The 26,190-nt window shown below is 59.7% G+C and carries 24 protein-coding genes and 1 pseudogene; 7 read left to right on the top strand and 18 right to left on the bottom strand.

Features of this window, described 5'->3' with window-relative positions:
* Positions 1–63: 63 nt before the first annotated feature.
* Positions 64–1,209, top strand: coding sequence for a PQQ-dependent sugar dehydrogenase (locus DXT77_RS01805; protein WP_119426401.1), 1,146 nt, complete (start codon positions 64–66; stop codon positions 1,207–1,209).
* A gap of 5 nt (positions 1,210–1,214) precedes the next feature.
* Here the strand turns inward: DXT77_RS01805 and rimI are convergent, their stop codons facing one another.
* Complete coding sequence (gene rimI, locus DXT77_RS01800; RefSeq protein WP_119426400.1) at positions 1,215–2,318, bottom strand: ribosomal protein S18-alanine N-acetyltransferase; 1,104 nt, start codon at positions 2,316–2,318, stop codon at positions 1,215–1,217.
* A gap of 92 nt (positions 2,319–2,410) precedes the next feature.
* Here rimI and DXT77_RS01795 point away from each other — a divergent pair, with 92 nt between their 5' ends.
* From DXT77_RS01795 to ilvA, 3 genes and pseudogenes are all read left to right on the top strand, one after another.
* On the top strand, positions 2,411–3,985 hold the full coding sequence (locus DXT77_RS01795) for a RimK family protein (protein WP_119426399.1): 1,575 nt from the start codon (positions 2,411–2,413) through the stop codon (positions 3,983–3,985).
* Positions 3,986–3,992: 7 nt separating this feature from the next.
* Complete coding sequence (locus tag DXT77_RS01790; RefSeq protein WP_119426398.1) at positions 3,993–4,916, top strand: magnesium transporter CorA family protein; 924 nt, start codon at positions 3,993–3,995, stop codon at positions 4,914–4,916.
* Between the two features lie 201 nt (positions 4,917–5,117).
* Positions 5,118–6,119, top strand: a pseudogene (gene ilvA, locus DXT77_RS01785) (threonine ammonia-lyase, biosynthetic); the annotation flags it as partial.
* Positions 6,120–6,134: 15 nt separating this feature from the next.
* Here ilvA and DXT77_RS01780 read toward each other — a convergent pair.
* Together DXT77_RS01780 and eco are read right to left on the bottom strand one after the other, a co-directional pair.
* Entirely contained in the window at positions 6,135–6,440 is a 306-nt protein-coding gene (locus tag DXT77_RS01780; RefSeq protein ID WP_085703035.1) for an NIPSNAP family protein, read from the bottom strand.
* Between the two features lie 20 nt (positions 6,441–6,460).
* On the bottom strand, positions 6,461–6,946 hold the full coding sequence (gene eco, locus DXT77_RS01775) for a serine protease inhibitor ecotin (protein ID WP_119426396.1): 486 nt from the start codon (positions 6,944–6,946) through the stop codon (positions 6,461–6,463).
* Between the two features lie 371 nt (positions 6,947–7,317).
* Here eco and DXT77_RS01770 point away from each other — a divergent pair, with 371 nt between their 5' ends.
* Positions 7,318–7,587 carry a DUF1652 domain-containing protein gene (locus DXT77_RS01770; protein ID WP_119426395.1) on the top strand — a complete coding sequence of 90 codons (270 nt, stop codon included), beginning with the start codon at positions 7,318–7,320 and terminating at the stop codon, positions 7,585–7,587.
* Here the strand turns inward: DXT77_RS01770 and DXT77_RS01765 are convergent.
* Together DXT77_RS01765 and DXT77_RS01760 are read right to left on the bottom strand one after the other, a co-directional pair.
* Positions 7,584–7,982, bottom strand: coding sequence for a hypothetical protein (locus DXT77_RS01765; protein ID WP_085709759.1), 399 nt, complete (start codon positions 7,980–7,982; stop codon positions 7,584–7,586). The two genes, DXT77_RS01770 and DXT77_RS01765, sit on opposite strands and share 4 nt — an antisense overlap.
* A 91-nt stretch (positions 7,983–8,073) precedes the next feature.
* Positions 8,074–8,340 (bottom strand): DUF2790 domain-containing protein, encoded by a 267-nt coding sequence (locus DXT77_RS01760; RefSeq protein WP_119426394.1) that lies wholly within the window; start codon positions 8,338–8,340, stop codon positions 8,074–8,076.
* A 495-nt stretch (positions 8,341–8,835) separates the two neighbouring features.
* Between DXT77_RS01760 and DXT77_RS01755 the strand changes: the two genes are divergently transcribed.
* On the top strand, positions 8,836–9,132 hold the full coding sequence (locus DXT77_RS01755) for a hypothetical protein (RefSeq protein ID WP_114882838.1): 297 nt from the start codon (positions 8,836–8,838) through the stop codon (positions 9,130–9,132).
* Between the two features lie 61 nt (positions 9,133–9,193).
* Here the strand turns inward: DXT77_RS01755 and DXT77_RS01750 are convergent, their stop codons facing one another.
* Together DXT77_RS01750 and DXT77_RS01745 are read right to left on the bottom strand one after the other, a co-directional pair.
* Positions 9,194–9,751 (bottom strand): hypothetical protein, encoded by a 558-nt coding sequence (locus DXT77_RS01750; RefSeq protein WP_119426393.1) that lies wholly within the window; start codon positions 9,749–9,751, stop codon positions 9,194–9,196.
* Entirely contained in the window at positions 9,748–11,733 is a 1,986-nt protein-coding gene (locus tag DXT77_RS01745) for a type VI secretion system tip protein VgrG (protein WP_119426392.1), read from the bottom strand. The genes DXT77_RS01750 and DXT77_RS01745 overlap by 4 nt, the downstream gene beginning before the upstream one ends.
* Before the next feature lie 361 nt (positions 11,734–12,094).
* On the opposite strand from DXT77_RS01745, the gene DXT77_RS01740 reads away from it, so the two are divergent.
* Positions 12,095–13,396 carry an OprD family porin gene (locus DXT77_RS01740; RefSeq protein ID WP_119426391.1) on the top strand — a complete coding sequence of 434 codons (1,302 nt, stop codon included), beginning with the start codon at positions 12,095–12,097 and terminating at the stop codon, positions 13,394–13,396.
* Positions 13,397–13,540: 144 nt separating this feature from the next.
* Here the strand turns inward: DXT77_RS01740 and DXT77_RS01735 are convergent, their stop codons facing one another.
* The 11 genes from DXT77_RS01735 to DXT77_RS01685 form a co-directional block, all read right to left on the bottom strand.
* On the bottom strand, positions 13,541–14,161 hold the full coding sequence (locus tag DXT77_RS01735; protein ID WP_119426390.1) for a hypothetical protein: 621 nt from the start codon (positions 14,159–14,161) through the stop codon (positions 13,541–13,543).
* Positions 14,162–14,205: 44 nt separating this feature from the next.
* Positions 14,206–15,144: a carbohydrate kinase gene (locus DXT77_RS01730; protein ID WP_119426389.1), complete on the bottom strand. Its 939-nt coding sequence runs from the start codon at positions 15,142–15,144 to the stop codon at positions 14,206–14,208.
* A 13-nt stretch (positions 15,145–15,157) separates the two neighbouring features.
* Positions 15,158–16,654, bottom strand: coding sequence for a xylulokinase (xylB, locus tag DXT77_RS01725; protein WP_119426388.1), 1,497 nt, complete (start codon positions 16,652–16,654; stop codon positions 15,158–15,160).
* A gap of 14 nt (positions 16,655–16,668) precedes the next feature.
* Entirely contained in the window at positions 16,669–18,141 is a 1,473-nt protein-coding gene (locus DXT77_RS01720; protein WP_119426387.1) for a mannitol dehydrogenase family protein, read from the bottom strand.
* Positions 18,142–18,157: 16 nt separating this feature from the next.
* On the bottom strand, positions 18,158–19,261 hold the full coding sequence (locus DXT77_RS01715; RefSeq protein ID WP_119426386.1) for an ABC transporter ATP-binding protein: 1,104 nt from the start codon (positions 19,259–19,261) through the stop codon (positions 18,158–18,160).
* Positions 19,262–19,407: 146 nt separating this feature from the next.
* Positions 19,408–20,238 (bottom strand): carbohydrate ABC transporter permease, encoded by an 831-nt coding sequence (locus DXT77_RS01710; RefSeq protein ID WP_085709773.1) that lies wholly within the window; start codon positions 20,236–20,238, stop codon positions 19,408–19,410.
* An 8-nt stretch (positions 20,239–20,246) separates the two neighbouring features.
* On the bottom strand, positions 20,247–21,173 hold the full coding sequence (locus DXT77_RS01705) for a carbohydrate ABC transporter permease (RefSeq protein WP_119426385.1): 927 nt from the start codon (positions 21,171–21,173) through the stop codon (positions 20,247–20,249).
* A gap of 145 nt (positions 21,174–21,318) precedes the next feature.
* Entirely contained in the window at positions 21,319–22,629 is a 1,311-nt protein-coding gene (locus tag DXT77_RS01700; protein WP_119426384.1) for a sugar ABC transporter substrate-binding protein, read from the bottom strand.
* Positions 22,630–22,856: 227 nt separating this feature from the next.
* Positions 22,857–23,762: an AraC family transcriptional regulator gene (locus DXT77_RS01695; RefSeq protein ID WP_119426383.1), complete on the bottom strand. Its 906-nt coding sequence runs from the start codon at positions 23,760–23,762 to the stop codon at positions 22,857–22,859.
* Positions 23,763–23,815: 53 nt separating this feature from the next.
* Positions 23,816–24,694, bottom strand: coding sequence for a phospholipase (locus DXT77_RS01690; RefSeq protein ID WP_119426382.1), 879 nt, complete (start codon positions 24,692–24,694; stop codon positions 23,816–23,818).
* Between the two features lie 149 nt (positions 24,695–24,843).
* The gene (locus tag DXT77_RS01685) at positions 24,844–26,133 is read right to left on the bottom strand and encodes a glycosyltransferase (protein ID WP_119426381.1); all 1,290 of its coding nucleotides are present in this window, start codon (positions 26,131–26,133) and stop codon (positions 24,844–24,846) included.
* Positions 26,134–26,190: the final 57 nt, after the last annotated feature.

The following is a 26,190-nucleotide window of genomic DNA, read 5'->3' as shown; positions in this document are numbered from 1 at the left end:
AGATGTGTATAAGAGACAGGAGCCGCTTCTGTCAGCCCTTCAAACGAACAAAAGGAATCGTGCATGTTGCGTAAAACCCTTTTAGCCGGCCTGTGTGCCGGCGCTGTTATCTGCAGCCCGGCATTCGCCGCTGCCCCCAAGGAATTGCAAAGCGAGCAGGGCACCCTTGAAGTCACGACGATCACCCAGGGGCTTGCGCACCCATGGGCCCTGGCGTTCCTGCCGGATCGTCAGGGCATGCTGGTGACCGAGCGTCCGGGCAATCTGCGGGTAGTGGGGGCTGACGGCAAGCTGTCGGCGCCGATCGATGGCGTTCCCAGGGTCTGGGCCAAGGGGCAGGGCGGGTTGCTGGATGTGGTGCTGTCACCGGACTTCAAACAGGATCGGCTGGTGTACCTGTCCTACGCCGAAGGCGGTGGTGCCGGTGACACGGCTGGCACGGCGGTAGGGCGCGGGCGGCTGTCGGACGACCTGAAATCCCTGAAGGATTTCAACGTGATTTTCCGTCAGGAACCGAAGCTGTCCGTCGGCAATCACTTCGGCTCGCGGCTGGTATTCGACCGCGACGGCTACCTGTTCATCACCCTCGGCGAAAACAACGACCGCCCGACTGCCCAGGATCTGGACAAGCTGCAAGGCAAGGTCGTGCGCATTTACCCCGACGGCAAGGTGCCGGATGACAACCCGTTTGTCGGTCAGTCCGGTGTCCGTCCGGAAATCTGGTCATACGGCCATCGCAACCCGCAGGGCGCAGCACTTAATCCATGGACCGGCACATTGTGGGAAAACGAACACGGCCCGCGCGGTGGCGACGAGGTGAACATCATCGAGCGCGGCAAGAACTACGGCTGGCCGCTGGCAACCCACGGCATCAACTACTCGATGCAGCCCATCCCTGAAGCCCAGGGTAAAACCGTCGAAGGCACCGTTGCCCCGCATCACGTCTGGGAAAAATCACCGGGTGTCACCGGCATGGCGTTCTACGACGGCGACCGTTTCAAACCCTGGCAGCACAACGTGTTCATCGGGGCGCTGGTCACTCAGGAGCTGATCCGCCTGCAGTTCGATGGCGACAAGGTGGTGCATGAAGAGCGCCTTTTGGGCGATCTGAAGCAACGGATCCGTGATGTGCGCCAAGGGCCGGACGGCTATCTGTATCTGCTGACAGATGAGTCCGACGGTGCGCTTTACAAGGTCGGACTCAAATGAATGCTTCATGCGGGTGAGCGGGCGTAAAGCACCACCGCAGCCCGCAGCTTGCCACGTCCGAACCGGCACATCTTCTCGAACTCCCCATGGCTGACCGGCACATGCTGGCAGTCCATGGGCTGGCGATGCTGGCTGTGGTCGACATCCGGGTCGTGCAGGTAGACGAAATCCTCGTCGCAATCGGTGACGATCACCCAGTGCGGGGATTTGGAACGGGTCAAACGATAGCTGCTGATCAGCACCAAAGGCTGCCCGCCAGCGTTTAGCAGGCGGGGCAAATCCAGTGTCGTGCCGATGAATTGATCAACGTCGGTGTCGTTCAGTTGTGCCATGAACTCGTCGTGCACCAGGCGCATGACGTCTTTTTTATGCGCGTCGCGTACGCCGTCGAGAAACAGCGGCCCGGTCATGCTCAGTTGCAAACGCACGCGAAACCCTCGGCGCCATGCGGCCAACGCCAGACCTTGAGGGCTGCAACCGCCGTGGCCTGCGGTCATGAACACGGTGGTTGCTTCACGCCAGAGCTGCAATTCTTCGCGGCGCTCCAGCGGTCGTTCAACCTGCAAGGCGCCCATGGCCATCAGCAAGCAGGCCGGACCGCAGGTGAAATCGGTGGTCTGCCGGTAATAGGGCACCTTGATGCTGCGTGAGTCGTGGTGTTGCAGGATGCGCTTTTCCAGGCGCAAGGCGTCCGCGTGATCCTCGTAATAGTCGTGAATCAATGCAAAGCGCCGATAGCCACTGCGTTCGTACAAAGCGATGGCGGCCGGGTTGTCAGTACGCACCTCCAGCCGCAGGTAAGCGCAGTCATGCTCCAGGGCGCAGGCTTCGATACGTCGCAGCAACTGTTTTCCCAGGCCACCACCACGGGCTTCGGGGGAAATGGCGATGGAATACAGCCGCGCAAGCGACGTGCCGCGATGGAACAGGACCAGCGCATAACCCAATAGCTGACCCTCGCGTTCGGCCACCAGCAACTGGCCGTGGGCCCGGGTAATCATCCATTGAAAGCTGCGGCGGGTGAGCCGGTCCGTGGTGAAACAGTGCATTTCCAGTGCCAGCAGCGCCGGTAAATCATCAACTGTCGCCAAGCGAAAAACAGTGTTCATATGACCGCCGTAAAAGTTGCGTAACGAAACGGGACTTTCGAAAAAGTTCGTGCTTAATAGAAAAGGTCTTGTTCTCCAACGGATCAATTTCTATGTCAGCGGTACAGGGTCATTGGCGCGAAGTATCCAGTCAAAGTTTGCCACCGGCAACTTATTTAAAACCGCAAATCAGAACTTCCAGTCAAGTGTTGATCATCGTCGAACGCAAGGAAGACTGGGCCTCGTACTTTCCCAGCGAAGACATCCTGACGGCCCAGGAATACCTCGAGCAACCGCCCGACAGTGAGCCGGGAAAGCGAGTTCAGGTCATCAACCTGTGCCGCAGCTACAAGTATCTGGGCCACGGCTATTACTGCTCGCTGCTGGCAGAAGCCCGGGGTCACAAGGTGATTCCGTCGGTGCGCACCATCAGTGAACTGACCCGAAAATCCCTTTACGGTCTGGCGCTGGATGACCTGGATAAAACCCTGGAAAAGGCCCTCAGTCATCATCTCTACAGCGATACCGAAGGGTTTACGCTGACACTTTATTTCGGCAGAACGCATATTGAGCCGTTGCAGGATCTGGCCCGGCAGTTGTTTGAAGTGTTCCCGTGTCCGATTCTTTTAGTTGAGTTCCGTAGAACTAACGGCTGGCACATCGAAGGCATAAAGTCCGGTGCCCTGCACAAGTTGCGCGACGATCAGGAAGATCAGTTCGCCAATGCGCTGGACGGCTTCAGCCGCAAGATCTGGCGTGTACCGCGTTCGCCGCAAGTGGCGCGTTATGACCTGGCGATCCTGCACGATCCGCAGGAAGCGTTGCCGCCGTCCAACCCCCGGGCGCTGGAGAATTTCGTGAGGGTCGGCAAGGGCATGGGTATCGATGTCGAGCTGATCGAGCGCAAGGACTACGCAAGGCTGGCCGAGTACGACGGTCTGCTGATCCGCGAGACCACCAGCGTCGACAATCACACTTATCGCTTCGCCAAGAAAGCCGAAAGCGAAGGGCTGGTGGTGATGGACGACCCGACATCGATCCTGCGCTGCACCAACAAGGTCTATCTCACTGATTTGCTCAACAGCCACCAACTGGGCATGCCCGCCACGGAAATTCTCTACAAGGAACGACCGGAAGACTTCGAGCGGGTCGGCGAACGCCTGGGTTTCCCGCTAGTGCTGAAAATCCCTGACGGCTGCTTTTCCCGTGGTGTGATCAAGGTTGAAAGCCAGCAAGCCCTGCTGGAAGCCACCGCCGAACTGTTCGAACACTCGGTGCTGTTGCTGGCCCAGGAGTTTTTCTACACCGAGTACGACTGGCGCATCGGCGTGCTCAACCGCAAACCGATCTTCGCCTGCCAGTACTTCATGTCCAAGGGACATTGGCAGATCTACAACCACAAGGCCAAGGGCCAGGACGTCAACGGCGAATGCCGCACGCTGCCGATCCACGAAGCGCCGCGTGCGGTGGTGGAACTGGCGGTGAAGACCGCCAACCTGATCGGCGACGGCTTGTATGGCGTCGACCTGAAACAGGCCGGCGACAAAGTGGTGGTGATCGAGGTCAACGACAACCCGAACCTCGACGCCGGCATCGAAGACGCTTACTTGCAGGACGATCTGTATTCACTGGTGCTGGAAGAGTTCGTCAGGCGTCTGGAACTCAAACGCCGTGGCCAGGCCTGGTGAGCGGCCGATGATCAACAGCTTTGCACTGAGCCACGGCGCGTTGCAGCGGGTGGAGCGGCTGGACGCCGAGGTGATGTTGTTCAGCGATCCCGACGCGGCAGAACGCGACCTGCTCCACAGTCACTTCAAACTGGATGAGCATGCTCTGGCCTCAGCGCTGGACCCGGACGAGGTGTCACGGATCGAGTTTCATCCGGATCACCTGTTTCTGATCTGGAAGCGTCCCGAGAACTACTCCGGCGGCGGCAGCCTGGCGTTCGAGGTGTCGTCCTGCGGTTTGCTGTTTTCGCCGGGCCAGTTGCTGGTGATCGCCACCGACGACACGCCGCTGCACGGTCTCGGCACGGGCCGGCCGCTCAATACGCCGCTGGATGTGTTGCTGGATCTTCTGTTCAACAACATTCATCACTACCTCGGGCACCTGAAGGTGATCAAACTGGTCGCCCGGGAGTTGCAGCAGAAATTCAACGCCTCGATGCAAAATCAGCATCTGGTGCAGATGTTCAATCTCAGCGAAAGCCTGATCTATTACATCAACGCCCTGCACAGCAACGGCGCCGTGCTCACGCGGCTGCGCAATCACGCGGAAAAACAGCATTTTGGCAGCGAAGCCATTGGCCTGATCGACGACCTGATCATCGAAAACAACCAGTGCTACAAGCAGGCGGAAATCTATTCGACGGTGTTCTCCGGGCTGATCGACGCCCGGGGCAACCTGATGAACAACAGCATGAACAACCTGTTGCGCAAACTGACGCTGATCAACGTGGTGTTTCTGCCGCTCAACCTGATTGCCAGCATCGGCGGCATGTCGGAATTCAGCATGATGACCGCTGGCACGCCGTGGTGGGTGTCGTACCCGTTGTTCCTGGCGGCGATGCTGCTGGGGGCGGGCGGGATGCTGTTCGGGCTCAGGCGTCTGGCGAAGTGACAAAATTCGCCATTGACTTGCCAGCAGCGCCCGAGCTAATTTCGGGGCCATGACTTCCACCGTACTGCGCTGCCAGCCAAGCATTATTACCGCCATTCCTCATTTGGCGGGCTAGCTCACGACTGCAGCACCCAACCCGCCCTAGAGGCGGGTTTTTACTTTCTGTCTCCGGGGTTCTGAATAAAAAGTCAGGAGACGACCATGCGCCACAGCCCCGACCAGCAAGCCTTGCTTGAGCAGTATGTGAAAAAGATCCTCGCCGCGCCGGTGTATGAACTGGCGGTGCGCACGCCGCTGCAGCCGGCACCGGCGCTGTCCGAGGCGCTGGGCAACCGGATCCTGCTCAAGCGCGAGGACCTGCAACCGACGTTCTCCTTCAAGATTCGCGGCGCCTATAACAAGCTGGTGCAATTGAGTGACAAGCAGAAGGCCTGTGGCGTGATCACGGCATCGGCGGGTAATCATGCGCAAGGCGTAGCGTTGGCGGCCCGTGAGCTGGGGATTGCGGCGACGATCGTGATGCCGGCGACCACGCCTGAGTTGAAAGTACTGGGGGTCAGCAGTCGGGGAGCGGAAGCGCTGTTGCATGGCGAAAGCTTTCCGTTTGCCCTGGCCCATGCGTTGCAACTGGCGCAGCAGACCGGGCGAACGTTCGTCTCGCCGTTCGACGATCCTGATGTGATTGCTGGTCAGGGCACGGTTGCAATGGAGATCCTGCGTGAGCACCAAGGCGCTCTGGACGCGATCTTCGTCCCGGTGGGCGGCGGCGGGTTGATCGCCGGCATCGCGGCATACGTCAAATACTTGCGGCCGGAGGTGCGGATCATAGGCGTAGAGTCGGAGCACTCGGCCTGTCTGAAGGCTGCTTTACAGGCAGGTGAACGGGTCGTGCTGCCCTATGTGGGCACCTTTGCCGACGGTGTCGCGGTGGCGCAGATCGGCGCCTACGGATTCGAGGTTTGCCGCTTCTGCGTGGATGAAGTGATCACTGTCAGCAACGACGAACTCTGCGCGGCGATCAAGAATATCTACGACGATACGCGCTCGATCACCGAGCCTTCCGGCGCGTTGGCGGTTGCGGGTATCAAAAAGTACGTGGCGCAAACCGGCGCACGGAATCAGACGCTGATCGCCATCGATTCCGGCGCCAATATCAACTTCGACAGCTTGCGCCACGTCGCCGAACGCGCTGCGGCCGGCGATGTGGCCTAAGGGTGTTCAGGGCAACAACGGGCGCAGAAAACTGCGCTCGTAGCTGACGATGAACTTCTTTTCGACCAGATCGGCTACCAACGCGGTGCTTTCCGGGTCGGTCAGAGCAATGTGGCGATAACTTTCGTAATCCGCCAGCGACGGAAAACTGAACAGGCAGTAAGCGATGTTGCTCGCGCCTTCCGAGGGCAGAAAATAGCCGTGATGCGTTCCGCCCAGCCGTTCAACGATGCCGAGCCAGGTCTTGGCATAGGCTTCGAAGGCGTCGAGCTGGTAGGGATCAATCACGTATCTGACGTGGCAGGTAATCAATGCCGCTGCTCCTTGGCGAGTTACTCCGGGATGGCAGTGCCGACCTTGTCCGAAGCCGACCAGACGCGATAACGCACTTCGACGTCCTGCGGTGCGTAGACCACGATCGGCAGTTTGCTGTTGTAGCGCACGGTGAAGCCGTCACCGATCACCGGAACGAAGGCGCGCTTTTTCTGGGTGCCCGGCGGGCAGGCCATCAGCGTGCTCATCGGGCCGCTGACTTTCTCGAGTCGGTAGAACGGATAGCCCCAGCCTTCGAGGTTTTTCTCTTCGAGGGTGCCGCCCAGGCGCTGGCGGTTGCAGTCCACCTCGAGGGTCTTGCCGGCGAGGATTTCGACTTTGAAGTTGTCTTCCTGGGCCTGCTGCGGCAGGTGAATGACCTGGCGTGTGAAGCCCGCTTCAGCTTTGGGGTAGGGCGCCGTGTCTTCGAGTTTGGCGGCGTGGGTAAGGGTGGAGACGCTCGCGAGCATCAGGCCGGCCGTCGCGTAAACAGTGAAATTTCCCATTGAAGCCTCCTGGCGGGTGTACGTTGGTAGACGGGCATTCTCACTGCCATATGCAGTGAATGCAAACCAACGATGTATTGCAAAATGCAGCGCCGGAAAGCGCCTACCTTGCATTCTGCAACTGGCCAGGTGCCTGTAATTTGGCCAAGTCCTTGATTTTGAAGAGGTGGGAATCCACCCGATGAAAGGCACGCTTTATGCGTTGATTTGGTTCGGTGCACCGAGTTTGTGCGCCTACACTCCAATGGGCATTTCGCAGTACAACCGCTTGCCATACCCAGGGATTCAGCGGGGATACACCCGCCGGGAACAGTGGCAACGGTCAATGTGAATACTTGATTGGCAGTCTCACAGTAAGGAGAGGGTTCGCCATGTTTCTGTCTGCCTTGGAACTTCGCAACATCATTGAAAGCAGCTTTCTGCCGAAACGCTGCCAGTGCACGCTGTCTTCGGATCTGTCGATGACCGTCAAGGTCTATGGCGATCACCAGACCGATCAGGTCGATCTGCTGGTCAGTGGCATTGATGCCAGTCACCTTAACAGCTGCCGAGAAATCAACGGTCTGATTGCCGGGTTGCGCTCCGACCTTGCGCAACACACTGCCAATCATCAGCCTGCACAGCGTATGAAAGTGGGTTAACCGACCGTTTCACCCAGTTCGACCGTCACGCGCCGGGCCTGCACGAAACCAAGGCCCAGCGCGAACTCGACCAGCACCGCGAGCAGAATCCCGGGGCCGGCATGGCCGTTGAGCCATTCAGCGAACCCCAGCACCGCCAGGCCAAAACAGCCGACGATAAAACCGTTGTTCATTGCATTGCGCGCGATCGACACCGGCGCATTGCGCACCAGATAAAACATCACCCCCAACGCTGCGAACAGCACCGCCATGCGTCGTGCGACAAATCCTGCTGCCTCGGAGTATTCAATGCTCCAGATCGAAAGCAGTATTTGCGGCACGAGGCCCCAGGCCAGCGCCAGCAGGAAACACAGGGAAAAGGTGATGGTCGACAACGTGCGAAACGACAACTGCATGGCGAATCCTTGCGGCAGTGAGGAGGGGCCCCGAGCATAACCTTCGAGACCCTTGCCCGCCTACCGCAAAGCCGCAAATCAGAGCTTTCTGTCAGTTCTGGAAGTCGCAGGCGTCAGACATTTTCCGGTAGGTGATTTCCTCGGGTTTGCCTGACGTGTCGATGTACTTCATGTCGGCATCGATCACTTTGCAGGCCTTGGTTGGCTGCTCGGTCATCGAGACCACTTTGGCCACATTCAACGGCATGCCATAGGTGTACGGCACCGCTTTGGTGGTCGTGGTGTCATTGGCCTGGGCCAGCCCGGCAAACGCAGTGCAGGCGAGGGCGGTGGTGAGCAGGAACGGACGAATGTTCATGGAGAAACTCCCGTGCGACGGATAGAAAGCCCGGCGTGAAACACGCCAGACCTGCCGCACTGGGCGTCAGCATCGGCTGAGAGCGTGCGGATGTTCAGATTCTTTGACCACGGCGTTAAGCGAGGGTTAACCCGGCTGAATGCCGGCTGTCTGACGGGGGATTGTTTCTCGGGGGATTCTCGGCGCCTTCCTACAGGAACCGCTGCCTTGTCTGCTTCCGGCGGCTGGAGCGGGGAGGTTATGGTTTTGGTGTCGCTGCAAAATCAGCGACTTAGGTTTGGTCACCTAACGTAATCACCTGTGCATGTGTGCCATTATTCGCCCCGACGGACATTCGTGTCTGTGGAGTGCATTGCTGTGGCGGCTGTGTGCAGGGTCGCCTTCGGGCGAGCCGAGTCGGGTGGTTCTCGGTTGACCAAGCCTGTACACAGTCCGCCTCCCCATCGTTTGGTCACGGTGCTGGCGGTTACATTCAAGCTGCCTTGAGTAATTCCAATGCCAATACTGAAACTAAGCTCCGCCCGCTATCTCCCGCTCAACAGCGGCGTCACCGACAGCGCACCGCTGGTCATCGACACCGAAGCCAATCCCCAAGACATCTTCGAAGCCGCCGTCCAGCGCGTACGCGCCGCCGCCGACCTGCTCGAAACCCTGCATTGCCTGTGCTTCAAACACGCCGATGTCCAGGACATTCCCCACATCACCCATGCGCTGTACCTGCTGGCGCAGGATGGCAATGATTTGCTGCAGGTAGCCCAACAGAGAATGTTGAACTGGACCGCACCGGCCTGACATTTCGCCAGCGTTCAACGGGGGACGCGAGGGTCCCCTGTTGAAGTAAGTTTCTCAGTGTCTACGGATAAGGTTTCAACTCAATCAGCGATTCGCCTTGTGCGGTCGCAGGTAACGGCAGCTCATCCGTTTCCAGATAGGCATCCGCCGGCCCGTAAATCAAATACTTGTGGGCGCTCTCATATCCAGCGTTCTCGAAAATGACTTGAGGGCCTTTCGAGCCGCTCAATACCCAGCGAGGACGGTTTCGCTCCGCGAACTCCACGCGGTGAATCCGCCTGTCGTTCGTATCCCGAAAAAACAGAATGCCTTGTTGGTAGTTGGAGCTGAACTCGCCAGTAATCACAAAGACATTCGCGCCTTTGCCGGTTGGCACGCACTGCCAATCAACACGACTACCGAAAGAAGCATCGGCATCCGCATACAAGAATCGGGTTTCTTGTTCCTGACGGATTTTGTAAACGTGAGCGTCGGAGAGGGGGTGGCCCCGCAGCAAGGACAGTCTGCTGTCGGGGCCTGCCAGATCGCACTCAGCCACCGTTGTGAACGATGGCTGAGCGGCAACGACATGAAGGCTTGAAGCGATGAGTCCAGCCGCAAAGACTGCGTTGAGCCTCAAGCGGATTTCACCACCTGCTTCGGCGAAACAACGGTGCCAGGCTTGTCGTTGGCGGCCGGGGCCGGAATGACCGGCGGCAGAATCGCGATCCCGGTGCCGGCACCCGGTGCACCACCGGTATTGGCCTTCACCTCGGCACCGCTGATGGTCACGCCACCAGCATCCACCTTGACGAAGCTGCCGCCAGCCTTGGCCGTCAGCTCCATCCCGCCCTCGATCACGACTTTGTCGCCAGCGTGGTAGTGAATCTCCGTGCCCGCCTCGACGAACTGCCCGGTGCCGACCTTCACGTGTTGGGTCACGCCCACGGTCAGGTGATCGTTGGCGCGCATTTCGCTCTTGCGGTCCAGGTGAGTGATGCGGTGTTCCTCGACCTTGAATTCGCTCAAGGTGTTGGCTTCGACGGTGTCGTGCCGCTCGTTGCCGACGCGGATCTTCTGGTCGTGCTCGATGTTTTCGTCCCAGTCGCGCTGGGCGTGGATGTAGATCTGCTCCACGCCTTTCTTGTCTTCGATGCGGAACTCGTTGTAGCCCTTGCCGCCCGGGGAGCTGAGGGTCTTGAAGGTGCTGCGGGTCTTGTTTGCCGGCAGGTCGTAGGGGACGACGTTTTCCTTGTGGTACAGGCAACCGGTCACCAGTGGCTGGTCGGGATCACCTTCAAGGAAGGTCACCAGCACTTCCATGCCGATGCGCGGGATGGCGATGCCGCCGTAGGCCGCGCCGGCCCAGCCGCTGGCGACGCGCAGCCAGCAGGTGGTCTTGTCGTCGGCCTGGCCGTCGCGGTCCCAGTGGAATTGCACCTTCACGCGGCCGTACTGGTCGCAGTGGATTTCTTCGCCGCCGGGACCGGTGACGATGGCGGTCTGGCTGCCGAGGACTTTCGGTTTCGGGTGTTCGAGGGCAGGGCGGTAGTGCGCGTCCCACGGGGTGGCCACGAAGCTGTTGCGGTAGCCCTGGTGGAAATCGCTCTTGTCGTCGGTGACATCGCTGGTGACGTTTTCGCCCAGCACTTGCGGCTGCTTGCCTTCGTGGAAGACTTCCAGCAGCAGCCACATATCGTTCCATTCGGCGCGCGGGTGTTCGGCCAGAGTCAGGAAATGGCCCGTGGTCAGCGTCGGCTCGTCACCTTTGCCTTCTGCGAGTTTGTAGTCGCTGCGATGGCGTTCCAGCGCTCGGGTCGAGAGGAACTTGCCGCGCTCACGGGTGGTGAAGCGGCCGGGATAGTCGTAGTCCTCGAGGTCTGGCATGAATGCGGATTTGGCCGCGCCTTCAGGCAGGATTTTCGGTTTCTCGAAATCGTAATCGCGGCGGCTGACGCGGCTGGTGCGGGTCTCCAGGCGCAGGTTGAAGCGCTTGATCACCGGTTTGTCGGCGCTCATGCCGGAGTCTTGCTGGTAGTTCACCGGTTTCAGTTTGCGGAAAACGGTCTGGTCGTCGCCGAACACCAGTTTGTGGCCGCTGCTGCTGTGCTGGAAGTGGAAGTGAATGCCTTCCTCTTCACACAGGCGCTGGATGAAATGCAGGTCGGACTCGTCGTACTGCACGCAGTACTCACGTTCCGGGTACTCGGCGCTGAGCTGGAAGCTGTAGGCGTCGGCCAGAATGCCACGATCTTCCAGTACCTGGGCGATGATCTTCGGCACGGTCAGTTGCTGGAAAATCTGCTGGTCATGGTTGTGCCGCAGGTAGGCCAGTTGTGGCACCAGGCTCAAGCTGTAGCGGGTCAGAGTCTTGCCGGAATCGCCTTGTTCGATGCGATACACCAGGCCATGAATCTTGCCCTCGCCAGTGGCGCCGAAAGTCAGGCAGCCGGGCTTGTGCAGGAGTTCTTCGAGCTTGAGGTCAGGACGGGCGCTGACCAGTTCGAGGTCGAAACGGAACGGTTCGTTGAGGGCTTCGCGACCAGTGAAACTGAGGACTTGCAGGTCGGCGGAAGCGCCTTCGAGCGTGAGGGTAATGTGGGTAGCGTTGGCGTCCAGCATGCCTTGATTTCCGTCCTTTGGATTAGCGTGGGCGGATGGTGCAGGATTAAACGGCCTCGTTCAAGGCGCAAATGCCGTAGAAGCACAGCTCCGAAGGCATAGGGAAAACCCTTAGAGCCACGGTTTTATCCTGTAAAACCGGCACTTGGCGCTGCCAGTCGCAAGGCTATTGCCTGGTTTGGCGCTCAGGAACAATCAGTCAGTTTCAGACTAAAGTCGCCTGTAGCACGTCAAAGCCATCTGCCATCATGGGCGCTCACCCCCGCGTGTTCACTTCCTCCCGGCTCTTCACTGTGCCGGGACGGGAGCTATTTCTGGTTGTTTGCGCGACTGCGCAATCGTTGGTCTGTTGGAGTTTTCAATGCGTCCCCCATTTCCCCTCATCACCCCGCGCCAGTCGCTTGGCTTCGGAGCCCTGGTGCTGTGCGCCGGTTTTACCGCACAGGCTCAGGCCGGCGGTTTCTTCGAAGACACCACGGCGAAGATCGAATCGCGCACGGTGTACTTCAACCGCGACTTCCGTGACGGGCACACCTCCAGCGATCAAGGCGCGTCCAAGCGCGAAGAGTCGGCTCAAGGCTTCATTCTCAATCTGCAATCGGGTTACACCGAAGGCACCGTGGGTTTCGGTATCGATGCGCTGGGCATGGCGGGCTTCCAGCTCGATTCCAGCCCTGACCGCAGCAACAGCGGCCTGCTGCCGTCCAGCGGCGACAACCCGCGCGGTTCGAAAGGTCAGTACGCGAAGATGGGCCTGACCGCCAAGGTGAAGGTTTCGGACACGGTGCTGAAGTACGGCGCGCTGCTGCCGGATCTGCCGCTGCTCAAGTACAACGACGGCCGCCTGCTGCCGACCATGTTCAACGGCGCGATGCTGACCTCCAAAGAGGTGAAGGACCTGACCTTCATGGCCGCACGCCTGGACAAGTACACCGCCCGGGATTCGACCGACTCCCAGGACATCCGCGTGCACTGCAAGAACAAGCGCTATGCGTGCAACACCACCGCCGATCATTTCGATATGTACGGCTTCGACTACAAGATCAACGACCGCCTGACCGCGCAGTATCACTACGCCGAACTGGAAGACATCTATCGCCAGCACTTCGTGGGTCTGTTGGCTAACCAGCCGTTGGGTGATGGTGTGCTGAAAGCGGATCTGCGTTTGCTGAAAAGCGCCGACAGCGGCGACGCGAAAGCCGGTTCCATCGACAACCGTGCCTTGAGCGGCATGCTGTCCTACGGCATCAGCGGCCACACCTTCAGCGCCGGCTGGCAGCGCATGAACGGCGACAATTCGATGCCGTACCTCGATGGCAGCAACCCGTATCTGGTGAACTACGTGCAGGTCAACGACTTCGCTGCCGCTCAGGAACGTTCCTGGCAGCTGCGTTACGACTATGACTTCAAGGCCATCGGTATCAACGGCCTGAGCTTCCTGACCCGTTACGTGAACGGCGATCACATCAAGGTCCCGGGCAGCGATCAGGAAGGCAAAGAGTGGGAACGCGACAGCGAGCTGAAGTACGTGATCCAGAGCGGGACGTTCAGGGACGTCAGCCTGCGTCTGCGTAATGCGACGTATCGGACGAACTACGAGAAGTTCGCCCGGGACGTGGATGAGACCCGGTTGATCGTGAGTTACAACTTTTCAGTGTTGTAATCGTTAGAGCTGTAGAGCCTGTTCAATTGCTTTCGCGAGCAGGCTCGCTCCCACGGGGGATCTTCAGCGGCCCCAGGATATTTGTCCGACGCAGATCTCAATGTGGGAGCGAGCCTGCTCGCGAAGGCGTCTTTGCCGTCTCCGCTATAGCCAATGCCAGAACCGGCTCCAGAACCCGCGATTCAAATCATCCTTGCACGCCGCGTATTGCTGGCCGTACATGTCCGAGCGGTTCTGCACCTTGCGCGCGACCGGCGGCAGCCACGCCTTGCTGGCGTAGGTCTTCTGCCGGAAACCGCCCCAGCCTTCGTGGTAGTTGAGGTACTGGTTGTAGGCGTCGTACTTGTACACGCCGTTGATCGACGTGGTCTTGTCCATGTACCAGCCGACAAAGTCGATGGCGTCATCGAAGTCTTCACGGTCGGCGCCGTGGCGGCCGGTGCTTTTCTGGTAATCGGCCCAGACTTCATCCTTGGCCTGCGCGTAACCCGCTGCGGTCGTGACGCGCCCCCACGGGATCACCCACAGCAGATACTTGCGCGGCGTCCTGGCGTCGTAGCGGTAGCCGGACTCCTGATACATGATCGCGAACGGCACCTGGATCGGCACGCCCCAGCGCTTTTGCGTGACTTGCGCGGCGTCGTACCAATCACTTTTCTCGCGGAAAATCTCGCAGAGGTTTTCCGGCGAACGCGGCGGCGATGTTCCGCAACCGGTCAGCAATGCCGCCAATACCAAAAGTCCAACCGTGCGCCCCGAATTCAAAAGCCGTCATCCCGTCGTGCAAAAAAGGGCGCCAGTCTACGCGGTCAGGTCAATTGGTGGCGATAAGGCAAATCCGGACCTGTCTTGCTGCACGTCAGGGCGGCCGCCTGTACGGCAAACCTGAGCATGGCGTCGATCTGTTCGCGATTCAGATGCTGTACGCCGTCCACCGAATCCAGTTCATGTTCAGTCAGCCAGGTGATCAACGCGGCCTGGAAGGTATCGCCCGCGCCGACGGTATCGGCGATCTTCACCGAACTCGCCGGCACCGACCATGAACCGTGAGCACGGCTGAACACGGTCGCACCTTCGCCGCCACGGGTCAGGAACACCACCTGACAACGATGCTGCAACCAGCCTTCGATGACCCGCTGCGGATCCTGCTCGGGATACAACAGGCTCAAGTCCTCGTCGCTGACCTTGATCAGGTCCGCCAGCTCTACCAGCGTGGCGATCCGCTCGCGCCACAGGTCGATGTTCGGCTCGGGATTGAGGCGCACGTTCGGGTCGAGGCTGATCAGGCGTTTGCCGCTTTCGCGCCGTATCAGGGCGAGCAGGGTATCAGCCACCGGTTGCACCACCAGCGAGAACGAACCGAAGTGCAAGCCGCGCACGTCCGGGCCCAGCGCAGGCAGATGCGCCAGGCTCAACTGGCGGTCAGCGCAGCCTTCGCCCCGGAAGCTGTAATGCGGCGAGCCATTGGCACCCACCGCGACCATCGCCAGCGTGGTCGGCGCTGCGAAATCCACCAGATAATCCGGGCGTACGCCTTCGTCCTGCAGCACCTGCTGCAAGCGCCGGCCCAGATAGTCGGTGGAGAGCCCGGCGAACAGCGCCGAGTCCACGCCCAGACGACGCAAACCCACCGCCACGTTGAACGGCGAGCCACCGGCAATCGCCTTGAAATTGACTTTCGACGCCTGCCCGCCGGCATCGTCTTCGCTGAAGAAATCGAACAGCGCTTCGCCACACACCAGGTACATAGTTGTTTGCTCTTTATAAGGTTGCGACATGCAGTCGATAGCGTTCATAGGCCTGCTGGAAAGCCGCGACATTCGCGGCAACCGGCAGGGTTTCACTGTTCAGGTCGAGCTTCACGCAGCGTTCGCACAGGTCGGCCAGAGTGTCTTCGTGGCCGTTCGACCACGACTTGCACCACGCCGCCTGAATCGCCGCGCCCAAAGCGGCGGCTTCGCTCTGCTCGGTGCAGATCACCGGGGTGTTCATGATGTCGGCGACGATCTGCCGCCACACCGCACTTTTCGAGCCGCCGCCGATCAGGCAAATGCTGCGGCTTTGTAAACCATTCTGGCGCAACAGATCCAGTCCGAAACGCAGGCCGAAGGTGGTGCCTTCGACGGCGGCTCGGCAAAGATTGGCTTGCGTCAGGTTATCGATAGTCAGGCCGTGCAGGCTGCCGGTGGCGTGGGGCAGTGGAGGCACGCGTTCGCCGTTGAGGAACGGCAGCATGCTCACGCCTTCAGCACCAATCGGCGCCTGGGCCACCAAGATGTTGAAAGCGTCGAGATCGAGGTCGAACAGCTCGCGGATCGCCCCGGTGGCGTTGGTCAGGTTCATGGTGCAGATCAACGGCAGCCAGCCGCCGCTGGACGAACAGAAGGTCGCGACGGAGGCATCGGGGCTGACCTTGGGCGCTTCAGAGTAGGCGTACACCGTGCCGGAGGAACCGAGGCTCATGGTGATCGCCCCCGGTTCAATATTGCCGGTGCCGATGGCGCCCATCATGTTGTCGCCACCACCGCTGGACACCAGTGCGTTGGGGTTGATGCCCAGGTGTTCGGCAATCGCCGGCAGGACCGTGCCCACCGCTTGATGGGCGTCGATCAGCTCCGGCAGCGCCGCTTGCAGGCGGCCACTGGCATCGATGTCGCGCAGCAACTGCAAATCCCATTGACGGGTGCGCACGTTGAAATAGCCAGTGCCGGATGCGTCGCCGTATTCGCTGCAGCTACGGCCGGTAAGCCAGAAGTTCAGGTAGTCGTGGGGCAACAGGATTTTTGCGATTCGTGAGAAAACGCCGGGGTATTGTTCTTTGGTCCATAGCAGTTTGGACACGGTGTAGCCCGGCGCGATGACCACGCCGAGGCGTTCCAGCGAACCTTTTTCGCCGCCGAGCCAAGTCAGCAGGCGGTCGTTTTCCGCCGTGGTTTCGGTGTCGCACCAGAGCTTGGCCGGGCGCAGGACCTGACCCTGATCGTCGAGCAGCACCAGACCGTGTTGCTGGCCGGAAACGCCGATGCCGAGGATCGACTGGCCGTCGACGTTTGCCGCCAGCAACGCACGCCGGGTGGCGAGGGCGAAGGCCTCCAGCCATTGCGCGGTGTCCTGTTCGCGACGGCCGTTGGCGCCGCTGATCATCGTGTGGGCGGCGGCGCCCTGGCCCAGCACCTGACCGCTGGTGGCGTCGAGGATGATGGCTTTGGTGCCTTGGGTGCCGCAGTCGATGCCGAGGAAGAGTTGTTGGGTTGTCATGAGTGTTTCACCCGTCAGGACAGAATGCTTTCCAGCGTCCGCGTTACGCCTTCTTCTCGCAAGCTGTTCAGGCACCACTCAAACGCTGCGACAAACTCCGCCGAGCGCGGTATCGCCACCCCAAAAACCTCCTCAACCCCCAACAACCGCTCAGTGATCAAGGCATCATCCGCCACCAACGCCTGACAAAACGCCGCCCGAGGATCCGGAATCGAGTAAGTGTCGCCATTTTCGTCCACCCCCTTCAGATAAAGCGCCCAGGCCGCCACCACCAATGCCGCTCGTTTAGTCTCGCGCCCATCGGCAATCAACCGATTGATCGTCGGAATGGTGAACTTGGGAAACTTCGACGACCCATCGGAGCAAACCCGCTCCAGCTGATCGGCAATTGCCTGATTGGAGAACCGCGCCACCAGCGTGTTCTTGTACTCGGTCAGGTCGATACCCGGCACCGGCGCCAGTTGCGGGGTCACGTCCAGGTCCATGTAGGCGCGCATGTAACGGACGAACAACGGGTCGTTCATGGTCTCGTGAACGAAGCGGTAACCCTTCAAAAAGCCCAGATACGTCAGCGCCAGATGACTGCCGTTGAGCAGTTTGATCTTCATCTCTTCGTAGGGTGAAACGTCGTCGGTGAACTGCACGCCGACCTTTTCCCAGGCCGGGCGGCCGTTGACGAACTTGTCTTCCAGCACCCATTGCACAAACGGTTCGCACACCACCGGCCAGGCGTCGTCGACGGCGTGTTTGTCCGCCAGTTGCAGGCGGTGCGCCGTGCTGGTCATCGGCGTGATGCGGTCGACCATGGCGTTGGGGAAGCTGACGTTGGCGTCGATCCAGTCGCGCAGGTCCGGATCCAGCAGCGCGGTGAACGCCAGCAGTGCCTTGCGGGTGACCGCGCCGTTGTGCGGCAGGTTATCGCAGGACATCACCGTGAACGCAGGAACGCCCGCCTTGCGTCTCCTGGCCAGCGCTGCACAGAGGAAGCCGAACACGGTTTGTGGCTGTTGCGGGTAGGTCAGGTCGTGCTGGATTTGTGGCAGGTGCGCCATGAACTCGCCGTTGCTGTCATCGATGCAGTAACCGCCCTCGGTGATGGTCAGCGAGACGATGCGGATCTGCGGATCGGCGAGTTTGTCGATCAGCACTTGAGCGCTGTCGCTGGCCAGCAGCATGTCGCGGATCGCGCCAATGACGCGGACTTCGGTGTCGTCGCTGTCGCCGAGTTCGAACAGAGTGAACAGGTAATCCTGCTCCTTGAGGTCGTCCCGGGCGCGGCGGTCTTCGGCGCGCAGGCCGACGCCGCAGATGGCCCAGTCCAGCGCTTCGCCGGTGTTCATCAGGGCATCGGTGTAATACGCCTGATGCGCGCGATGGAAACCGCCAACGCCAATGTGGGCGATGCCCTGACGTGTGTCGCTGAGGCTGTAGGCCGGCAGTTTCACCTCGGCGGCGAGGCGGTTGAGGTTTTGCTGGTTCAGTTTCATCGGATCAGTCTCGAAATCAGGCGGCGGCGCGCAACGGGCGGGTCAGCGCCACACCGTCGGCATCGAACAGATGGCAGTGGGCGGCGTCCAGGTGCAGGTTCAGTTGTTCGCCGTAACGGCTCGCCAGATCACCGCGCACGCGCATGGTCAGGGCTTCGCCGGCGTTGGTCTTGACGTGGCAGAAGGTGTCGCTGCCCAGCCGCTCGCTGACGTCGGCAGTGACTTGCAGGGTGCAGTCGCCCGATTGCGCCAGTTCCAGATGTTCCGGACGAATGCCCAGGGTCACGGCGCTGCCGACGCTCAGGTTCGATGCATTGAACGGCAGGGTGATGCGGGTGCCGGCGTCCAGCGAGACTTCGCAGCTCCCACCATCGATCCGGGCGATCTTGCCCTTGAGGAAGCCCATCTTCGGTGTCCCGAGGAAACCGGCGACAAACAGGTTGGCGGGGTTGTGGTACAGCTCCAGCGGCGAGCCGACCTGCTCGATCTTGCCGCCATTGAGCACCACCACCTTGTCGGCCATGGTCATGGCTTCGACCTGATCGTGGGTCACGTAGATCATCGTTGCCTTGAGGTCCTTGTGCAGGCGCAGCAGTTCCAGGCGCATCTGTACCCGCAGGGCGGCGTCGAGGTTGGACAGCGGTTCGTCGAACAGGAAGATTTTCGGGTTGCGCACGATTGCCCGGCCGATGGCCACGCGCTGACGCTGGCCGCCGGACAGTTGTTTCGGCTTGCGTTCCAGCATCGGGCCCAGTTCGAGAATCCGCGCCGCTTCGCCGACTTTTTTCTCGACTTCGGCTTTCGGTACGCCGGCCAGATCGAGGGCGAACGACATGTTTTTCTTCACGGTCATGTGCGGGTACAGCGCGTAGGTCTGGAACACCATCGCCAGGTCACGCTTGGCCGGGCTGACTTCGGTGATGTCGCGCCCGTCCAGTTCGATGGTGCCGCCGCTGACTTCTTCAAGGCCGGCGATCAGTCGCAGCAGGGTGGATTTGCCGCAGCCCGACGGGCCGACGAACACCACGAATTCCTTCTCGTTCACCTCAAGGTCGATGCCCTTGATGATGGAAAAACCTTCGAAGCCTTTTTGCAGATTCTTGATTTTCAGGTTGGCCATGGTGATGGGCCTCCACAATTTTTATTCAGTTGAACCGGATCGGCTTTTCTGTAGGAGTGACCCTGCTCGCGATGGGGCCGTGTCAGTCGACATCATTGTTGCAAGACACACCGCTATCGCGAGCAGGCTCGCTCCCACAGGGGCATTTATTTGACGGCGCCGAACGACAGGCCGCGCACCAGTTGTTTCTGGCTGATCCAGCCGAAGATAAGGATCGGCGCGCAGGCCAGGGTCGAGACGGCCGACAACTTGGCCCAGAACAAGCCTTCGGGGCTTGAGTAGGAGGCGATCAGTGCGGTCAGCGGCGCGGCTTTGGACGAGGTCAGGTTCAGCGACCAGAACGCCTCGTTCCAGCACAGGATCAGCGACAGCAGCACGGTCGAAGCCAGGCCGCCCTTGGCGATTGGCAGCAGCACGCGGAGCATTTCCTGGGCGAGGGTGGCGCCGTCGAGGCGGGCGGCTTCGAGGATGTCCTTGGGGATGTCCTTGAAGTAGGTGTAAACCATCCAGACCACGATCGGCAGGTTGATCAGCGTGTAGATCACGATCAGCGCAATGCGCGTGTCGAGCAGGCCGAAACTCTTGGCCAGCAGGTAGATCGGCATCAGCACGCCCACCGGCGGCAGCATTTTGGTGGAGAGCATCCACAGCAGCGTGCCTTTGGTGCGCTGGGTTTCGTAGAACGCCATCGAGTAGGCCGCCGGCACCGCGATCAGCAGGCACAGGGCGGTGGCGCTGAAGGAAATCACCACCGAGTTCCAGGCGAAACTGAAGTAGTCGCTGCGCTCGTTGATGTGCAGGTAGTTCTCCAGCGTCGGCGTGAAGAACAACTGCGGCGGCGTCGCGAAGGCGTCGATTTCGGTCTTGAAACTGGTGAGCACCATCCAGAAGATCGGGAAGAAAATGATGATCGCGATGGCCCAGGCCAGCGTGCCGAGCAGCAGGCTTTGCAGCCGGCGGGATTGTTGAAGAGTCATGGCAGGCCTCAGGCTTTGTCAGTCAGGTTTTTGCCGATCATCCGCACCAGGATGATCGCGGCGATGTTGGCGATGACCACGGCGATCAGACCGCCGGCCGAGGCCATGCCGACGTCGAACTGCACCAGCGCCTGGTTGTAGATCAGGTAGGCGAGGTTGGTCGACGCATAGCCGGGGCCGCCGTTGGTGGTGGTGAAGATTTCGGCGAACACCGACAGCAGGAAGATGGTTTCGATCATCACCACCACCGCAATCGGTCGCGCCAGATGCGGCAGGGTCAGGTGCCAGAAGATCGCGACAGGGCCGGCGCCGTCCAGGCGGGCGGCTTCTTTCTGTTCCTGGTCGAGGGACTGCATGGCGGTCATCAGGATCAGGATCGCGAAGGGCAGCCATTGCCACGACACAATGATGATGATCGACAGCAGCGGGTAGTGCGCCAGCCAGTCCACCGGTTGCGCGCCGAACAGCTTCCAGAGGTAGGCGAGGATCCCGGATACCGGGTGGAAGATCAGGTTCTTCCAGATCAGCGCACCGACCGTGGGCATGATGAAAAACGGCGAAATCAGCATCACCCGCACGATGCCGCGACCGAAGAATTCACTGGCCTCCAGCAGTGCACTGATCAAAACCCCGAACACCACGCTGATCAGCAGCACGCTGCCCACCAGCAGCAAGGTGTTGGTGGCGCCGGGCAGGAAGCCCGAATCGGTCAGGAAGTAGGTGAAGTTATCCAGCCCGACGAATTCGTTGATGCCCGGGTCGAGCAGGTTGTAGCGGATCATCGAGAAATAGACGGTCATGCCCAGCGGCACGATCATCCACAGCAGCAACAGGGCTACCGACGGGCTGACCAGAAACCAGCCGGGATTGGCCACGCGGTTTTTGCGCCGGGGTTGCGACAGGTCGATGTGGGCTTTGGCAGTTGAAGTATTCATGGGGATCACAACCGTTTTAAAAGACAGACTCGATCCACTGTGGGAGCGAGCCTGCTCGCGATGAGGGTGGTCCATCCGCCACATTTATTGAGACCGGATTACCGCTATCGCGAGCAGGCTCGCTCCCACATGGAAATGCGCAGGATTACTTCGGATAACCCGCGCGCTTCATCTCGCGTTCGGTGGTTTGCTGCGCGGCGGTCAGGGCCTGGTCGACCGTGGTCTGGCCGATCAGCGCGGCCGAGAACAGTTTGCCGACCTGGGTGCCGATGCCCTGGAACTCGGGAATGGTCACCAGTTGAATGCCGATGTAAGGCACAGGCTTGAGGGTCGGTTTGCTCGGGTCAGCCGCCTTCAGTGATTCCAGCGTGACCTTGGCAAACGGCGCGGCGCTCATGTAGGCGTCGCTGTAGGTCGAGGCGCGAGTGCCCGGTGGTACGTTGGCGATGCCGTCGGTCTTGGCGACCAGTTCGCCGTACTCCTTGGACGTGGCCCAGGCACTGAATTCCTTGGCGGCGTCCTTGGCCTTGGAGCTGGTCGGAATCGCCAGCGCCCACGAGTACAGCCACGCCGAGCCTTTATCGGTGACCTGATGCGGCGCAAAGGTGAAGCCGACGTGATCGGCGACCTTGCTCTGGGTCTTGTCGGTGACGAACGAGCCGGCGACGCTGGCATCGACCCAGATCGCGCATTTGCCGCTGTTGAACAGCGCGAGGTTCTCGTTGAAACCGTTGCTGGAGGCACCCGGTGGGCCGGATTTTTTCATGGTGTCGACGTAGAAGTTCAGCGCGTTCTTCCATTCCGGGCCGCTGAATTCGGGTTTCCACTGCTCATCGAACCAGCGCGCGCCGTAGGCGTTGGCCACGGTGGTGATCAGCGCCATGTTCTCACCCCAGCCAGCCTTGCCGCGCAGGCAGATGCCGTACTGTTCCTTGTCCTTGTTGGTGAGTTTTTCGGCGAAGCCGGCGATCTGCTCCCAGGTCGGACGCTCGGGCATGGTCAGGCCGGCGTCCTTGAACAGGTCGGTGCGGTAATAGGTGATCGAGCTTTCGGCGTAGAACGGCAGGGCGTACAGAGAACCCTTGACCGACAGGCCTTCACGCACCGACGGGAACACATCGTCGAGGGCGTAGCTGGCCGGCAGATCCTTCATTGGCTCCAGCCAGCCTTTTGCACCCCAGAGTGCGGCTTCGTACATGCCGATGGTCAATACGTCGAACTGACCGCCCTGGGTGGCGATGTCGGTGGTCAGGCGCTGACGCAGGACGTTTTCTTCCAGCACTACCCAATTCAACTTGATGTCCGGGTGCTCGGTCTCGAAGGTTTTCGAGAGCTTTTGCATGCGGATCATGTCGCTGTTGTTGACGGTGGCGATGGTCAGGGTCTGGGCGCCAAGGCTGACGCTGCTGAGGGTCATGCAGGTGAGGGCAAGCAGAGCTTTTGCAGTGGGTTGCATCGTGCACTCCTTTTCTGCACCCGGAGGGGGACAGAAGGACAGTTATTGTTTTTGTGTCTTCCGGCTGCAGGAAGAATGTGCACTGATTACAGCCTTCAATCGCAGGGCTGACAAATCATCCCTAGCACTTGAATCGATACTTTTTTGCACTCGGGATTGGAGTGATTAACACAGGGAAGGGGATTTCAGCAGGTCAGGGTTGATGAAACCGTACAGGTTTTCGGAAGTCAGCCGTGGTTCTGCTCGGTCAGACGCTGCACCACCAGCCGCCGATAATGGGAAGGCGTCATGCCTTTGAGCTGCTGAAAGCGCCGGTTGAAATTGGAGATATTGTTGAAGCCCGACTCGAAACACACCTCGGTCACCGGTTTGTCGCCGTCCGCCAGCAGTTCGCAGGATTTGCTGATACGCAGGCGATTGACGAACTCGATGAAATTGCGCCCCGTGGCTTGCTTGAACACCCGGCTGAAATAGGTGGGTTTCATACCCAGATGCTCGGCGACTTCCTCCAGCGGCAGTTCGCGAGCGTAGTGGGCGAAGATGTAATCTACTGCACGGTTGGTGCGGTCGATGTTGTGTTCGTCGGCCAGTTGCGGGGTGGTTGCGCCGGACAGCAACTGGTAATCGTCGGTGGCCGCCAGCAATTCCATCAGGATGAAAAAATGCCCGAGACGGGTGATGCCTCGGGTGTCGGCAATCTTCTGCATCAGGCTAGTCGCTTGGCGGATCGTGCGTGGACAGCGGAACTCGATTCCGTACTGCGCACGTTCCAGCAACGGCGCCAAAGTCTTCAGTTCGGCAAACACCAGATGCCCGCTTTCAAACAGTTCATCGGTGAAATTGACCAGCATGTCGCGTTTCTCGACCACTTCGTCTTCCGCCACCTGGCTGATCCAGTTGTGGGGCAGGTTGGGGCCGGTGAGGAACAGGGTCTGCGGGTAGAAATTGCCGATGTAGTCGCCGATGAACACCTTGCCCGAACTGGCCACGATCAGGTGCAGTTCGTATTCCTTGTGAAAGTGCCAGCGCACCAGCGGGCAGGGGAAACCGTGCTGGCGATAGATGATGGACAACCCGTTGTGGTCATCCATCAGCTCGTAAGAGGGGTCGGTCACGCGGGTGGTTCGGGTCATGGTCGGGCGCTTTTTTTGTTATTGCCCGGCGATCATGCCTCTTTGCGCCCCCGTTACGCCAGCAGGCGATCAGCGGGGCGCTGGTGGGCCTTGGTCTGATTCACGGCACGGCAGAACGACACGATGTTGCTCTCTTCGATGAAGTCGACGTTGATGACGTTGCACTTCATTGCCCAATCACTCTCGTTCGGGTCGAACCATTCGTTCAATTGCTTATGAATATCAACCGGACCGCCCAGCGCGGTGAAACTGGTGGCGGACAACGACCAGGGTTTCCAGGAACCCGGTGGGGATTTCAGGACATTGCCGATGAACTGTTTCAATTCCGCCGTTGCGGTCAGGTCGTTGCCCGACCATTGATGGTTGATGTAATCAATGAACACTTGGCGATCCAGTTGCCAGTGTGATCGAGCGGCGGCGAATACACGTTGCTCTTTGCTGATTTGCTTGAGTTGCCCAAGACTGGCGCTCAAATTCCGGCTCGGGATCAGGCGATGGCCGAGCAGATGAATCATCATTTTATTGAAGTATTCATAATCGAAGTCGTTACCGTCGAGGCTGTGAAAATCCAGAACAATGAACTCGTCCGGGTTTTGCTTCAGAAAGTTTTCTACATCGGTGATTAGGTTGCCCAGGGTTCGGGAGTTGCGGTGCCCGCCATGGTGAGCACGGAATCTGCCGACGCCTTCTGCCTTTGGCTCGTAGGCCAGGCGAATGTCCAGCACCCGCGCACCATGGTGCAACTGGGCATGAAACGAGTCGTGTTGACAGGCCAGCCAATGGCGGGGCGGGCCGAAGACAGGATAACTGGCGCGCCAGTCGCTGCCGGCGTTGTGGGTTCCCGGCAGCGTCAGTTCGGATATCGAAAGTGAATCAATGGATGGTGTCGACGCCATCCAGTTATGGGTGGAGTAGTTATTGATGTCGGTCATGTATAGATCCTGCATAAGTTGATTGTGGCGCCACTCCTTAATGACGAGAGTGGCGCGAGCAGGATGTTTATAGTGTTTAAGTTTTGGCGTGGCTATCTAGCGGTTGATGCAAGTTGTTGGCTGCTGTATTTATACATTTCAAAGACAGGTTATTTGTTCGAATTCTTGGCTTCAATCCACTGGGCCATATATTGCGTGCTCTTGTGCGAATGATGTCGCAACATGCTTCCAGTAAAGTTTTTACGTCTTAGTTGGGTAATGTTTTCTCGGCATTCCAGCAGTTTGTTGATCAGCGCCGGCCCATGAATGGCCTGCTGATAAACCTCTTGGAGTAGCGCGTGCCCTTGTGACTGCGCGGCGTGCCAACGAACTTCGTCGCGATAAAGTTCGACAGCAGCATTGGCCAGATCCTGCGCTGTACGGCAGACAGCGCCCGGCCATGGCTGGTCGGTATGCATGCCTTCAGCACCAATCGGCGTGGTGACATTCGGGGTGCCGCAGAGCATGGCGTCGATCAGCTTGCCCTTGATGCCCGCCCCAAACCGCAGAGGTGCCAGGCAGATGCGCGCATCGGACATGACCTGCAACGCATCCTCCGCCCAGTTCATGATGTGAAAACCCTGCGCGGCATTGTGCAGCGCAGCAGCCTTGGGCGGCGTGTAGGCGCCGTAGATGTGCAATTGAGCTTTCGGAAGTTGCTCGCGGATCAGCGGCCAGACGGCCGATTTCATCCATAAAACCGCGTCCCAGTTCGGCGCGTGACGGAAGTTGCCGATACTGAGGAAGTGCGCGCGCTCCTCGAAAGGTTTTGCCGGCGAGCTGGACGCTTTGACCATCAACGGGCACCAGTGCAGCAACTCGGGCGGTAACTTGAACTGTTGCTCCAGCAACTCGATTTCGACCTGTGAAATCATCAGATTCAGATCACAGCGGTAGAGCGCGGCAATCTCGCGTTTGGCCAGGTCGGTGTCAGCCATCAGCTCGAATTCTTCGCGCAGCGCAGGCGCAAACAACTCATGGAAGTCGTTCGCGTCATCGCTGGCCTTCAGCCGATCCTTCAAGCGTTGATGACGAGCGTGCCGCAAACTCTGCAAGTCCGATGTTTCCAGTACGCGCAGCGCATCGGGACAGTGCTTTTCCACGCGCCAGCCGAATTGTTCTTCGATCATGAACTGGTCGAACAACACGATATCGGGTGCCAGTCCGCTGACGAAGACATCGAAGCTGCTGTTGTTCAATTCGATCGGAACAGTACGGATGCCCAGTTCGGCAAGATCGGCCGGATGTTCGCCGACGCCCGCCGGGCTGGCGAACGTAATGTCCCAGCCTTGTTGCAGGAAGGTCTCGAGAATCTGCATCACATGCCCGCTGGCGGCGGAGGAACGGGGTTCCGGCCAGACGTAACCAATGACGAGGACTTTGGTTGCGGGCTGACTCATGAAAAAGTGTTTCCTGAAGTACGAGAGGGAAGAAGAAAAAACGCGCGGATTAGAACA

It is taken from the genome of Pseudomonas sp. 91RF, from assembly GCF_003576265.1.
Taxonomy (GTDB): Bacteria; Pseudomonadota; Gammaproteobacteria; order Pseudomonadales; family Pseudomonadaceae; genus Aquipseudomonas; species Aquipseudomonas kribbensis.
The sequence above is the reverse complement of the archived record's forward strand: the minus strand, read 5'-3'. Positions and strand labels throughout refer to the sequence as shown.

What these genes read in the sequence shown, in the direction of transcription:
- DXT77_RS01710 (WP_085709773.1), bottom strand. Translation starts at nt 20,238, where the DNA reads ATGACTCTTCAACAATCCCGCCGGCTGCAAAGCCTGCTGCTCGGCACG.
- DXT77_RS01720 (WP_119426387.1), bottom strand. Translation starts at nt 18,141, where the DNA reads ATGAAACTGAACCAGCAAAACCTCAACCGCCTCGCCGCCGAGGTGAAA.
- DXT77_RS01705 (WP_119426385.1), bottom strand. Translation starts at nt 21,173, where the DNA reads ATGAATACTTCAACTGCCAAAGCCCACATCGACCTGTCGCAACCCCGG.
- xylB (WP_119426388.1), bottom strand. Translation starts at nt 16,654, where the DNA reads ATGACAACCCAACAACTCTTCCTCGGCATCGACTGCGGCACCCAAGGC.
- DXT77_RS01690 (WP_119426382.1), bottom strand. Translation starts at nt 24,694, where the DNA reads ATGACCGACATCAATAACTACTCCACCCATAACTGGATGGCGTCGACA.
- DXT77_RS01715 (WP_119426386.1), bottom strand. Translation starts at nt 19,261, where the DNA reads ATGGCCAACCTGAAAATCAAGAATCTGCAAAAAGGCTTCGAAGGTTTT.
- DXT77_RS01685 (WP_119426381.1), bottom strand. Translation starts at nt 26,133, where the DNA reads ATGAGTCAGCCCGCAACCAAAGTCCTCGTCATTGGTTACGTCTGGCCG.
- eco (WP_119426396.1), bottom strand. Translation starts at nt 6,946, where the DNA reads ATGGGAAATTTCACTGTTTACGCGACGGCCGGCCTGATGCTCGCGAGC.
- DXT77_RS01765 (WP_085709759.1), bottom strand. Translation starts at nt 7,982, where the DNA reads ATGCAGTTGTCGTTTCGCACGTTGTCGACCATCACCTTTTCCCTGTGT.
- DXT77_RS01730 (WP_119426389.1), bottom strand. Translation starts at nt 15,144, where the DNA reads ATGTACCTGGTGTGTGGCGAAGCGCTGTTCGATTTCTTCAGCGAAGAC.
- rimI (WP_119426400.1), bottom strand. Translation starts at nt 2,318, where the DNA reads ATGAACACTGTTTTTCGCTTGGCGACAGTTGATGATTTACCGGCGCTG.
- DXT77_RS01745 (WP_119426392.1), bottom strand. Translation starts at nt 11,733, where the DNA reads ATGCTGGACGCCAACGCTACCCACATTACCCTCACGCTCGAAGGCGCT.
- DXT77_RS01760 (WP_119426394.1), bottom strand. Translation starts at nt 8,340, where the DNA reads ATGAACATTCGTCCGTTCCTGCTCACCACCGCCCTCGCCTGCACTGCG.
- DXT77_RS01795 (WP_119426399.1), top strand. Translation starts at nt 2,411, where the DNA reads ATGTCAGCGGTACAGGGTCATTGGCGCGAAGTATCCAGTCAAAGTTTG.
- DXT77_RS01700 (WP_119426384.1), bottom strand. Translation starts at nt 22,629, where the DNA reads ATGCAACCCACTGCAAAAGCTCTGCTTGCCCTCACCTGCATGACCCTC.
- DXT77_RS01790 (WP_119426398.1), top strand. Translation starts at nt 3,993, where the DNA reads ATGATCAACAGCTTTGCACTGAGCCACGGCGCGTTGCAGCGGGTGGAG.
- DXT77_RS01770 (WP_119426395.1), top strand. Translation starts at nt 7,318, where the DNA reads ATGTTTCTGTCTGCCTTGGAACTTCGCAACATCATTGAAAGCAGCTTT.
- DXT77_RS01740 (WP_119426391.1), top strand. Translation starts at nt 12,095, where the DNA reads ATGCGTCCCCCATTTCCCCTCATCACCCCGCGCCAGTCGCTTGGCTTC.
- DXT77_RS01695 (WP_119426383.1), bottom strand. Translation starts at nt 23,762, where the DNA reads ATGACCCGAACCACCCGCGTGACCGACCCCTCTTACGAGCTGATGGAT.
- DXT77_RS01755 (WP_114882838.1), top strand. Translation starts at nt 8,836, where the DNA reads ATGCCAATACTGAAACTAAGCTCCGCCCGCTATCTCCCGCTCAACAGC.
- DXT77_RS01805 (WP_119426401.1), top strand. Translation starts at nt 64, where the DNA reads ATGTTGCGTAAAACCCTTTTAGCCGGCCTGTGTGCCGGCGCTGTTATC.